This is a genomic window from Collimonas sp. (assembly GCF_035566375.1).
GTDB lineage: Bacteria > Pseudomonadota > Gammaproteobacteria > Burkholderiales > Burkholderiaceae_D > Collimonas.
The window spans coordinates 33153-44698 of sequence record NZ_DATMRK010000083.1 but is presented as its reverse complement, the minus strand read 5'-3'; the positions used below and the strand labels follow the sequence as shown (position 1 = coordinate 44698).

The 11546-nt window shown below is 58.8% G+C and carries 12 protein-coding genes; 6 read left to right on the top strand and 6 right to left on the bottom strand.

Annotated elements, in window-relative coordinates; all coding sequences use genetic code 11:
• Positions 1-213: 213 nt before the first annotated feature.
• The 5 genes from VNZ60_RS24275 to VNZ60_RS24255 form a co-directional block, all read right to left on the bottom strand.
• Entirely contained in the window at positions 214-1296 is a 1083-nt protein-coding gene (locus VNZ60_RS24275; RefSeq protein ID WP_325663828.1) for a calcium:cation antiporter, read from the bottom strand.
• Between the two features lie 146 nt (positions 1297-1442).
• On the bottom strand, positions 1443-2387 hold the full coding sequence (gene dapA, locus VNZ60_RS24270; protein WP_325663826.1) for a 4-hydroxy-tetrahydrodipicolinate synthase: 945 nt from the start codon (positions 2385-2387) through the stop codon (positions 1443-1445).
• A gap of 13 nt (positions 2388-2400) precedes the next feature.
• Positions 2401-2652: a hypothetical protein gene (locus tag VNZ60_RS24265; RefSeq protein ID WP_325663824.1), complete on the bottom strand. Its 252-nt coding sequence runs from the start codon at positions 2650-2652 to the stop codon at positions 2401-2403.
• Between the two features lie 447 nt (positions 2653-3099).
• Positions 3100-3795, bottom strand: a complete 696-nt coding sequence (locus tag VNZ60_RS24260; RefSeq protein WP_325663823.1) for an N-acetylmuramoyl-L-alanine amidase — start codon at positions 3793-3795, stop codon at positions 3100-3102.
• Positions 3792-4745: a LysR family transcriptional regulator gene (locus tag VNZ60_RS24255; RefSeq protein ID WP_325663821.1), complete on the bottom strand. Its 954-nt coding sequence runs from the start codon at positions 4743-4745 to the stop codon at positions 3792-3794. The genes VNZ60_RS24260 and VNZ60_RS24255 overlap by 4 nt, the downstream gene beginning before the upstream one ends.
• Before the next feature lie 170 nt (positions 4746-4915).
• Here VNZ60_RS24255 and VNZ60_RS24250 point away from each other — a divergent pair, with 170 nt between their 5' ends.
• From VNZ60_RS24250 to VNZ60_RS24225, 6 genes are all read left to right on the top strand, one after another.
• Complete coding sequence (locus VNZ60_RS24250) at positions 4916-6154, top strand: argininosuccinate synthase-related protein (RefSeq protein WP_325663819.1); 1239 nt, start codon at positions 4916-4918, stop codon at positions 6152-6154.
• Positions 6155-6907 carry a 2OG-Fe dioxygenase family protein gene (locus VNZ60_RS24245; protein WP_325663817.1) on the top strand — a complete coding sequence of 251 codons (753 nt, stop codon included), beginning with the start codon at positions 6155-6157 and terminating at the stop codon, positions 6905-6907.
• A gap of 121 nt (positions 6908-7028) precedes the next feature.
• A complete protein-coding gene (locus VNZ60_RS24240) occupies positions 7029-8033 on the top strand; it encodes a DMT family transporter (RefSeq protein WP_325663816.1) in 1005 nt (334 codons plus the stop codon).
• A gap of 520 nt (positions 8034-8553) precedes the next feature.
• Positions 8554-10473: a S53 family peptidase gene (locus VNZ60_RS24235; RefSeq protein WP_325663814.1), complete on the top strand. Its 1920-nt coding sequence runs from the start codon at positions 8554-8556 to the stop codon at positions 10471-10473.
• Between the two features lie 115 nt (positions 10474-10588).
• Positions 10589-10816 carry a hypothetical protein gene (locus VNZ60_RS24230; protein ID WP_325663812.1) on the top strand — a complete coding sequence of 76 codons (228 nt, stop codon included), beginning with the start codon at positions 10589-10591 and terminating at the stop codon, positions 10814-10816.
• A 78-nt stretch (positions 10817-10894) separates the two neighbouring features.
• Positions 10895-11101: a hypothetical protein gene (locus VNZ60_RS24225; protein ID WP_325663810.1), complete on the top strand. Its 207-nt coding sequence runs from the start codon at positions 10895-10897 to the stop codon at positions 11099-11101.
• A 25-nt stretch (positions 11102-11126) separates the two neighbouring features.
• On the opposite strand, the gene VNZ60_RS24220 is transcribed toward VNZ60_RS24225, so the two are convergent.
• A complete protein-coding gene (locus tag VNZ60_RS24220) occupies positions 11127-11528 on the bottom strand; it encodes a hypothetical protein (protein ID WP_325663808.1) in 402 nt (133 codons plus the stop codon).
• Positions 11529-11546 lie beyond the last annotated feature (18 nt).

Genomic DNA, 11546 nt, shown 5'->3' with positions numbered 1-11546 from the left:
GCAATATTGGCGCCTTACGGGAATGCTGGCGCCCATATTTGGTGAGTGGGGATTTTGTCGCGGTACGGGTGCACCAGCGTGGTGCTGAATAGTGCGGCGCTACATTGGCGGTGTAAGAATGATCTTGATTAGTGCAAAAAAAGGGACAGCCTAAGCTGTCCCGGATCTTGACCTCATCCTTGGCGCCATCGGCGCCTGAATCAAATACTCTGTCTAGGGAACGATGGTAGTAAACAGGTAGACCGCAAAAATCACCAGATGGACCGTGCCTTGCATGACGGTGGTGCGTCCGGTGCCGAGCGATAAAGTGGCGACGATGAACGATAGCAGCAACAGCACGGTGGATTTGATATCCAGGCCGAGCGACAAGGTCCAGCCGGTGCTCAGCGAGACGATGGCGACCGCCGGAATGGTCAGGCCGATGCTGGCCAGCGCCGAACCCAGCGCAAGGTTGAGGCTGGTCTGCAGGCGGTTGGCGCGCGCGGCCCGCACCGCCGCCAATCCTTCCGGCAGCAGCACCACCGCGGCAATAATGATGCCGACCAGGGTCTTGGGCGCGCCGACGCTCGCCACGGCAGTTTCCAAGGTCGGCGCCAGCGATTTCGCCAGCAGCACTACCGCACCCAGGCAAACCAGCAGCAAGCCGCCGCTGACCGCCGCCACTTTGACCGATGGCGGCGCTGCATGCACATCTTCATCGCCTGCCGCTTCCTGCGGCAGGAAGTAATCGCGATGGCGTACGGTTTGCACCAGCACGAAGGTACCGTAGAGTATCAGCGAGATGATGGCGATAAACGCCAGTTGGCTCGGGCTGTAGAACGGCCCCAGCGCACTGGAGGTGTAATTAGGCAGCACCAGGGTCAGCACCGCAATCGCCGCCAGTGTGGCCAGCGAAGCGCTCACGCCCAGCAAGCCGAAACTCTGTTCCTTATGGTGGCTGGCGCCCACCAGCAGGCAGATGCCGACGATGCCGTTGAGGATGATCATGATGGCGGCAAACACGGTGTCGCGCGCCAGGCCCGTGGTTTCTTCACCGCCGGCCAGCATCAGCGAGACGATCAGCGCCACTTCGATCAAGGTCACCGCCAGCGCCAGCACCAGGGTGCCGTAAGGTTCGCCGACCCGGTGCGCCACCACCTCGGCGTGATACACCGCCGCCAGCACGCTGCCGAGCAGGCCGGCCACCAGCAAGATTGTATAAGCGCCGCCGAAATTCAAACTGGCGCCGCCAAGCAGCAGCCAGCCGGCAAGCGGGGCGGCGATGGACCATATAGGGAGTGCAGGGGAAATTTTCATATGGCGATTGAACACGTATCAGGCATTTTTGGCAAGTGCTGATTGCCATTTACGCATGCAGGCGCTGCGCTCGGAGCGCTGACGTGCACCAGCAATCTCCTCGTTCCCTGATCGCTCCCTGATTCCCGCTATAGACAGTCAGGTCTTCATTTCACCAGTCCCAGCATTCTGGGTTCACCGGCGACGGCGCGTCCAGACTTTGCGGTTTGCCCGGCAAGCGGGATCGTCTTCAGTTTTTCCAGCGCCTTGGCCAGCTTGATACGCCCCGCTGCCGACATAGGCGTCATCGGCAGGCGCAGTTCATCCAGTATCTGGCCTTGCATGGCCAGCGCAGCTTTCACCGGGCCCGGATTCGGTTCTGAGAACAGCAGTTGTATCATCGGCAGCAGCTGCTTGAACAGGCTGCGCGCCGGGCCGATTTGTTCGGCCCGCACCAGTTCAAACAAATGCACAAACAAATCCGGCCGGATGTGAGCAGCGGCGGAAATGGCGCCGTGGCCGCCCAGGCAGAGCGTGTTGAGCAGCATGGCGTCGTCGCCGCACAAGATATGTAGATCCGACCGGTTGATCAATTCCATGGTTTGCAGCAGATTGCCGCAGGACTCTTTGATCGCCACGATATTTGCACGATGCTCCAGCGCGAGCACGGTGCCGACGTCGATATTGACGCCGGTCCTGGCCGGGATGTTGTACAGGATCAGCGGGCTTTCGGCGACTGCCGCAAGCGCTTCGAAATGCAGGCGTATGCCTTCTTGCGAGGGGCGCACGTAGGACGGCGCCGAGATCAGGAAAGCGGCTGGGCGCAAGGCATTCAGGCGTTCGATTTTTTCCGCCACGGCGCGGGTGTCGCTGCCGCTGACGCCGAACGCTACCGGGCAGCGGTTTTGCACCGCTTCCGTCACCCCGCACAACATTTTTTCCTGCTCATGTTCGTTCAAGGTGGCGGCTTCGCCGGTGGTGCCGCATACTACCAGCCCATGGACGCCGGCTGCGGACAGGCTCAAGGCAAGTTGCTGCGCGCTGTAAAGATCCAGTTTGCCTTGTCGAAAAGGCGTGACGAGAGGAACCCAGATACCTTCAAAGGTGGACATGATGTTTTGCTTTTTAGTTGGTGTTGGAAAGGCTGGCTGCCGCTAATAGCGGTGTAATGCGGCCGAACTCTGCTTGCGGCAAGGCGCGCATGATGTTGCCGATCACAGCGTCGATCGAAGTCTTGCTCAGGCATAGCCAGAACTTCATCTTGCTGGCGTGCTCGACCGGCTTGACGCGCATGTAGCTCATCAGGTCGCCGCAGGTGCTGACGATGACGCGCCGCAGTTCAGCCACCGAAGCGGCTTCCACGGTGATGCACATCATGCATTCATTTTGATTGGGGAGAGCTTGCTGGTGCTGCAGGAGTGGTGAGGCAGGCGGCGATGCAGGCGTCTGGGTTGTTCTGGGAACGGCACGCGGAAGCGAAGAGAAGCGCCATGCCGGTGATGCTGAAAATACCTGATTCATAGAGAGTGTCTACTGGTCGTTTTGGTAGTTACAGATTAGCAGGCAGGACGTAAAGATTCTCTAAATAAGGATCAGGGCTTTGTAAACGTTGCGTAAAAATTGCTGAGGCTTATTGTTGACGTTTCATGATTCATGACATCGCCACGGCAGGAGTCATCTGAGAGTCATCTGGGGTCAGAGTCAACTTTCGCAGCGCTTCATCGCGAAACTTGACTCTGACCCCAGTTAGCTGCGTTGGTTAAGCGCAACCGGGCAGGGGCATTGTCATGCTTTATGAAATGAGTTCTGGCAATACACAGATGGTCACGGCGCTGCGGGCAGGCACTGGAAAATGCCGCTGGCGATCGCATTGGCGGCTTGCGTGGCAAACTGCGGCGACGCCAGACGCGCCTCCTGATCGGGATTGGCAAGCACCCCGATCTCGATCAGCAAGGCCGGAGATTCAGCCGTTTTCAATACCACCAGATCGTCAAAGCGATGAATCCCCAGCTGGCGGTCAAGCAAGGGCCGGTTTTCGCCGGTAATCGGGGTGGCGTGATACAGCGAAGGGTGTTCGCCCATCGCCAGCAGTTTGCGACTGATGCTTTTTGCGCACTCCAGGCTGCGCGCATAGTACGGTTTGCTGGCTGACACAAATAGGGCGTAACCGGAAAATTCCCGGCTTCTGCCGGCGTCCAGCCAGGCTTGTTGCATCGAATCGTGATGGATCGAGACGAATAGCGCCGCCTTGCCGCTGGCTTTGGTTCGCGCCTGCAATGAGGCCGGCGATCCCTGTGCGGCGACGTCGATCACGTCCAGTCCTTGCGCTTTCAACGCCTTGCTCAGGGCGACGGTGAATTGCCGGTTCAGATCGAATTCACGGTGGCCGTTGGGACCGATGGCGCCGGGACTTTCCGCCGTATGGCCGGTATCGACCACCACTTGCCGGGCGCCGCAACTGGCCAGCGGCAGGTTATATAAACCAATCGCGACGGCCACGGCCAGAATAGCTTTGCTCATTTATCTGCCGCCAGCCGGCGCCGGTCAAGCGGCTTCAGGTCGGCCTCCATATGGGCCGCCAGATAATCGATAAAGACCCGCATCTTGGGCGCCAGATAACGCGTCGGCAGATATTGTATGAAAGCCGTGCCCTGATAAGCGGCGACGAACTCCCAATCGGTGAGCACTGCTTTTACCAAACCTTGCTCCAGGGCGTTGCGCACGATGAAATAGGGCAGGCAGCCGATCCCCAGGTTTTGCAGCACGCCTTCCAGCCGCGCTTCGCTGTGATTGACCACATACCGGCCACGCACCTTGATGATCGTGGTTTCGCCCTGGCGCATGAAGTGCCAGTCGGAATCGCCCGCGTTTTCGCCCAGGTACAGGCAACTGTGGCCGCACAGGTCTTGCGGTTGCCTGGGAGTGCCGTGCTGGGCCAGGTAGCTGGGAGTGGCGCACAGCACCTGGTCGATCGACATCAGCGGCCGCGCCACCAGGCCGTCGGCCGGCTGGCTGGTGATGCGGATCACCAGGTCGGCGTCGTCATTGATCAGGTCGACATGGCGATCGGTCAGGATCAGTTGCACATCGACTTGCGGATATTTCGCCAGGAAACCCGGTATCAGCGGAGTCACCACCGATTTGCCGAAGGCTTTCGGCATGCCGACCCGCAGCAAGCCTTGCGGCAGCGCCACGAACTTATCAGCGACCTCCATCGCCGCCTTGGCCGCATTCACCATCTCCAGACAGCGCTGATAAGCCTCGCTGCCGGATTCGCTGAGGCGCAGCTTGCGCGTGGTGCGCTCCAGCAATCTGACCGACAAGGCCTGCTCCAGGCGTGACACCTGGCGGCTGACGGCCGAGGGCGTCATGCCTAGCTCCAGAGCCGCAGTCGAAAAACTGCCGGTTTCCACCACCCGCACAAACACTGCCATATCCGGCATCAGCTTGATGTATCGATTAGCTCCCATTTATTCCCGCCGCGCACAAGTGTTGTTCTGAATACGTAGATTATCGTAATTTCTAGAATGAAACATAATAGCCTACACCGAATGATTTCTTTTATTGATTTATTCCTACTATTTAGTGCAGTGCTTCGCAAATAATCTGACACCCCATTTTTCGCATGCCGGAGCGCCCCATGATTCAGCCGCTAAAAAGAATACGCAGCATCGACGACCTGAAACTGGTTGCCGGCCATTGCGAGCACGTCCTGACTTTGTTCAGCGGTGGCCTGGATAGTACTTACGCCTTGAAATGCCTGGTCGACAGCGGCTGCCGGGTGACGGCGCTGACGGTGGATCTGGGCGAGGGCGTGAATGCCGCCGATCTGCAGCAGATCACTGCGCACTTCGGCGCCGAGCTGCTGGTGATCGATGGCCAGCAAGCGTTTGCCGAAGATGCAGTGCTGCCGGCGATTCGCGCCAACGCCCGTTATATGGGCATGTATCCGATCAGTTCCTCGCTGTCGCGCCCGATCATCGCCCGTTTTGCGGTCGAAACCGCGCTACGCCTGAGCTGCAATGCCATCGTCCACACCGCCAATCAATCGCAGAACACCCTGCGCCGCCTGAATGGCGCGATTGCCCAGCTCGGCTATGGCGGTTATTACGGCACGCCTTACGAATACACCGCGATTTCCCGCGAAGAGAAAATCGAAGCCTTGCGCACCGCCGGTCTGCCGCATTTCCAGGCACGCGGCATCAGCGGCGACGCCAATCTGTGGTGCCGCGAATTCGAATCCGGCTCGCTCGATAATCCAGAATCGTTCTGGGTGCCGGAATCGCTGTTTGACTGGACCGCGGCGCCCGATCCGGCGCTGGCCAATGTTGAACTCTCGATTCGGTTTGATGGCGGCCGTCCGGTCGCGGTCGACGGCGAGAGCCTGCCGTTGGTGGAACTGATCGCCCGTCTTAACCGCCGCGTCGGTGCATTTGGCATCGGCCGCTATTGCGGCCTGGAGCATCTGGAGCAGGGTGAGAAGGTGTTGGAAGTACGCGAAGCGCCGGCCGCCATGGCCTTGCTGGAAGCGTATCGGCACTTGGAAACCGCGGTGCTGGACGCCGAGCTGCTGCGCGAAAAACTCAGGATGGAGCAACTCTGGGTGCGCGAGGCGATCGAAGGGCGCTGGTTCACGCCGCTGCGCGCCGCCACCGACCGCTTCATCCTCGAAACCGCGCAATACGTCAGCGGCACCGTCAATTACCGCTTGCGCGCCGGCGCTGCCGATGTCTGTGCGATCCGGGCCGATGCGCCGCTGTATCTGACCGATCGCGACAGCTGGGAAAAAGAGATTGCGGCGCAACGCTCCAGCCGGCACTTATCCTTGCCATCCAATTCGGTATTGGATGCAAGCAAGCTGCTGGCCGAGGAAAACTAAATGCACATCGATGCCCTGGCGCCCATGAAGATCGCGCCGCCCATCATCGATCATCTCAGCGGCGAGTTGCGCAAGCGCTTGTTCACCGTGCTTTCCGGCCGCGCCGTGCAAGCCGCCTGCGATGTCGATCCGGCTGCCTGGGACGAGTTCGCCGCTTGCTGGAACAACCTGCCGCAAGACAAATACATGGGCGACAACGGCAGCTATCGCTTCCGCCGCTACGGCGCTTTCGAGCTGGACGCGGCCGACGGTGTGCTGCAGCAGCTGCCGCATGCGCCTTACGTGCAACCGAGCTACATCAATAAGCTGAATGGCGACATCGCCCGTCATTTCGAGCCGCTGGAGCAGCAGTTTGTCGAGAATCCTTTCCTGTCCGGCCTGCTGCAGTCTCTGGCGCAAGTGTTTGACCAGGTTGAAGGCAGCGGCGGCAAATGGAATATCCGGCTCCATCCTTACCGCATACGCGCCAGTTCCCAAGCGCCCGGCAATCCGACGCCGGAAGGCTTGCATCGTGACGGCGTCGATTACATCGTCACCATGATGGTGCGCCGTCACAACGTGGCCGGCGGCGAAACCTATATTACCGATGTCGCCGGCAAACTGTTGTGCCGCTATACCTTGACCGATCCGCTCGACCTGATGCTGGCCGATGACGCCCGCACCATGCACGGCGTGACCAAGGTGCTGCCGTACGAACTTAGACGTGAAGCTTTTAGAGACGTGCTGGTGATTGCCTACACCAGAACCTCGTAACGAAGCGGACCTGACCAAAATCCTCGGTGCTCCCGCCGTTTGTTCCGCTCAGCCTCCACCTAGGCGGAACGTTTTTTTTCTTAAACGATAGCGCTGTTAGCGCTATCTGGAGTAAAGCGAAGTGACCAACTCATCTGCCCGCGCTGTCATCAACCCTGCCGGTAATTCTTCCACCAAAGGTCTCTGGATCGCCGACTTGCTGCTATTGCTGGTCGCGATCGTCTGGGGCACCAGCTATGGGGTTGCCAAGGATGCGTTGGTGTTTTACCCGGTGCTGGGTTTTGTGGCGATCCGTTTCTGCATGACCTTTTTATTGCTGCTGCCCAGCTTGCGGCAGCTAGCCAAACCGGAAGGCCGTGCAGCCTTGCGTGCAGGCTTGCCCTTGGGCCTGATTCTGCTTGCCATCTTTATTTGCGAAACCTTCGGTGTGGCCCTGACCCAAGCCTCGAACGCCGCTTTCCTGATCAGCCTGTGCGTAGTCTTTACGCCGTTCGTCGAATGGCTGGTGATGGCGCAGCGCCCCAAGGCCAGCGCCTTTGTGGTGGCGTTTATCTCGCTGTCTGGCACCTGGCTGCTGACCATCGGCAGCGATCTGGATTTCAATCTGGGCGACGGCTTGATGCTGGCGGCGGCGGTGCTGCGCGCCTTCATGATGGTCATGACCAAGCGCCTCACAGTCGGCAAGAACATGTCGAACCTGACTCTGACCGCGGTGCAATCCGGCGTGGTGGGATTGGGCTGTCTGCTGGTCGCCGGCTTGTTCATGCAAGGCGGGCTGCCGCCTCTGCCGAGCGATCCCAGCTTCTGGGCAAGCACGGCTTACCTGGTCTTGTTTTGCACCATCTTTGCTTTTTTTGCGCAGAACTATGGCGTCCGGCGCAGCAACCCGACCCGGGTTTCTCTGCTGATGGGAAGCGAGCCGGTCTTCGGTGCGCTGTTTGCTTCTTTCTGGCTGGGCGAAAAGCTCGGCGCCATGTCCTGGATCGGCGGCGCGCTGATTGTCGGCGCCACCTTGTGGGCGACCTTGCCGCGTTCGGTGTTTAATCCTGGTGCACTTTTTTCGGCGCGCAATATCAAGCCGGAAAATGCGCCCATCGCCGGCGCCGGGATTGATTCCAGCCAATGAGCTGAAAAATTTTCCGACACAAAAAACACCAACGAAAATCGTGATTTGTTAGAAGGAAATATCAGTATGTTTTAGTTTGTTTTTATTTCCAAATGGAAATAAATGCATTATTCTGAATCATCAAATCGACGAATTTGAATCGTGAAAAAAGGATGTAAAACGCAGGAGACAAAGCGTTGATTTTTTACACGGCGTTCACTCCAAAAGGGTACTCAATGCCGTGGTTAATCCTCAAGAGGGAAGTCCCATGATTTGCACCAGAGTCAATGCAATTTTCATTTCCCCGCGCTGCGCGCCAGACGCTGCGCACCGCATTACGTCTCCCCCCATCTTCCGGCACTGTCAGCGCTAACGCTGCGGCCGTCCAAGTTAACGGGCCTTAGATTCCAGGCTTTAGGCCCGTTATGCACTGCATCACGACCGGTGATGCAGAATCCAGCGCCAGATCAACTTTGCATTGCCGATCGCAATGCCGAGCTGCGGCGTCTTTTATCTGTTCCATTCAAGAGGAATTAGCGATATGAAATCAGAAAATTCAGCGGAAAACTCAGCGCAAACATCAGCGATAACATTAGCAGGAAGTTTCCAGGCTTCGGCACTGTCATTAGCGCTGTCCCTGGTTTTTGCATCCTTGTCCGGATCTGCTTTCGCAGCCGGGGCCGACACCAGCACCTGGGTCGCCACCAAGACCCAGGCGTTCTTGCCGCAAGTGCAAGCCGCTCAAAAGAGCGCGGCGCTTGACGCCAGCGTGGCTACGCCAGCGGCGGCCGCGGTGCAACTGGCGCAAGGTGAGCCGGTCCATGTGACGGTCAGCCTGAATCTGCGCAACGAAGCCAAGCTCGATAAATTCCTGCAGGATCTGCATACGCCAGGCACTGCCGCCTTCGGTAAATTTCTGACACCGGCCCAGTTCGCCGCAGAATACGGCCCGGCTCAAAAAGACGTGGCGGCAGTGGTTGCGCATCTGCGGAAATCCGGTTTTGTTAACATCAAGGTAGCGAAAAATCGCCAACTGGTGTCGGCCGACGGCACTGCCGCCACGGTGCAGACCGGCTTCCGTACTGGATTGAAACGCTTCCAGCAAGACGGCCGCAAGGTGTTTGCCAATACCGATGCAGCGCAAGTGCCGAGCGCACTGGGCCACATCGTCGGCTCGGTGCTGGGTTTGCAAAACGTCGCCATCGCGCAAACTCATCATCGCCTGTTGCCAAAGGCGGAAGCCGCTGCGACAGCAACCCTGCAAGCCTCAGCCAGAACCAATGCAACACCGGTGAAAACCTCGCATAGTCCGGCAGAGTTCCCAACCATCTATAACGCCGGCAACACACCAACCGGATCGAATACCGTGGTGGGCATCATCTCGGAAGGAAATATCGATCCGACGATTGCCGATCTGGGAACGTTTACTGCGAATAACGGCCTGGCTACCGTCAATACCTCGGTAGTGCAAACCGGCCCCGCCGGCGCCGACTACAGCGATACTTCTGGCCAGGTCGAATGGAATCTGGACAGCCAGTCCATCACCGGCACTTCCGGCGGTGTCAGCCAGCTGATCTTCTACGCATCACCTGACATGCAATTCAGCAGCATCACCACTTCCTACAACCAGGCCGTGTCCGACAACCTGGCCAAGGTCATCAACGTCTCGCTCGGCGGTTGCGAATCGGATACCCATGCCGACGGCACCCAGGCAGCCGACGACAATGTCTTCAAGCAAGCCGTGGCGCAAGGTCAGACCTTCTCCATTTCGACTGGCGACGCCGGTGCTTATAACTGCCAGGTCAGTTCGATTTCCGGCGCGCCTGGCGTACCGACCAGCAAAACCACTTACGACGTCAGCGAACCAGCCAGCTCGCCTTACGTGATCGCCGTCGGCGGCACTGCCCTGTACACCAACGGCGGCGCCTACAGCAGTGAAGTCGTGTGGAATGAAGGCCTGAGCCCGATCGGCACCTACGACGCCGCAGGCGACTACGACGCCACCAAGCGCCTGTGGGCGACTGGCGGCGGCTACAGTAAATTTGAAGCAGCGCCTAGCTATCAATCGGGTGTGATTGCCGCCGGCAAAACCACTCGCGGCCTGCCTGACATCGCGTTCGACGCTGCCAGCGCCAGCGGCGCCGATATCGTCATCAACGGCAGCAGCGGCAACGTGGTAGGTGGCACCAGCCTGGCAGCGCCTATCTTCTCCGGCGTCTGGGCCCGTCTGCAATCGGCTAACAACAATGCATTAGGCTTCCCTGCAGCCAGCTTCTACAAGTATTTGAAATTGGCCGCTAACGCTTCGCTGGTGCATGACGTAATCTCCGGCACCAACGGCGCCAGCAGTCTCTACGGCTACAAAGCAGCTAAAGGCTGGGATGCAACCACAGGCTTCGGCAGCCTGAACATTGCCAACCTCAATACCTTCGTCAGCAACACTTCGGACTTTGCACGTTAATCGTCCGGGATACCTGTAGCTGCTTAGTGAGTAAGTAGCGAGTAAGCGCCGCTGTGGATTGTTTTGATCTGCAGCGGCTGCTAGACAGAATGCGCCTGTGCAAGGAGAGCCGGAGATGAATAAAACCAATTTAGCCTGGGCTGCTGCAGCCCTTGTTGTGGGCGCTGGCGGCGTATACGCCGTTTTTTCGGCGGATGACTCAATCGCGCAGAGCAAGCCGCAGACTGTGGCTGCGGCTCAGGATCACGGCAGGTCGGGCAGGTCGTTACCCGGCCCGCTGGCGGCGTCTGCGTTGTCCGGCAAGGCGCAAGAGGCGGTCAGCATCAATCCATTTGGAAAATAGGCAGCGCCCCTGGTCCCGTTTGACGCGAGCGCGTATTGGTAGAAGACATTGATAGAAGACAATGAAAGAACAATCGGCATGACCGCATATCTGCAGCGACAAGACCGGCTGGCGCTGGTAACCCAGGCCACGGCAAACGTTACCGGCAAGCGCTTCTGCTCGCATCATCAAGGTGAGGTCGCGGTAGCGGAGGGCGCTTTCGTGGTCCGCAACAAATCCAAGCGCTGGGTTTGTTTCCGCTGCCAGGAGCGCAGCCGGCTGCATCGCGAGGCGCTGGCAAAATAAAGCACAGGCCGCTCGATAAAGCGCTCTAGCGAAACGCCGCCAGTGGATCGTAATGCGCTTCCGCAGCGCTATCCTGGTCTTTGGCGCTGTTTCCCTTTTTGATAAAACTGACCGATGTGACGCGCCATTCGCCGCGTTGCAGCTTCCAGCCGTGTATCACTTTCTGCCAGCCGGGTTTCAGATATGACTGATCGGCCCGGTCCAGTTCCCAATGGCCGGCTTCCCATACATACCAGCCGCCGACATAATTCCAGAATCCCGGGCTCCAAACCAGGCCGGCGCGTGGGCCTGGCTCGGCTTCCTGCTTAGGCGCCGGCGGCGCATTTTTGAGAACAATATCGGGCATGCCCTGATGCTTTGGCGGCGGCTTGACTAAAGATGAAAAGCGTCCGGCAATGATCGCTGCGATGCTGAGTGGGTGTTTCAATTTGCGCTCCTGAAAGTG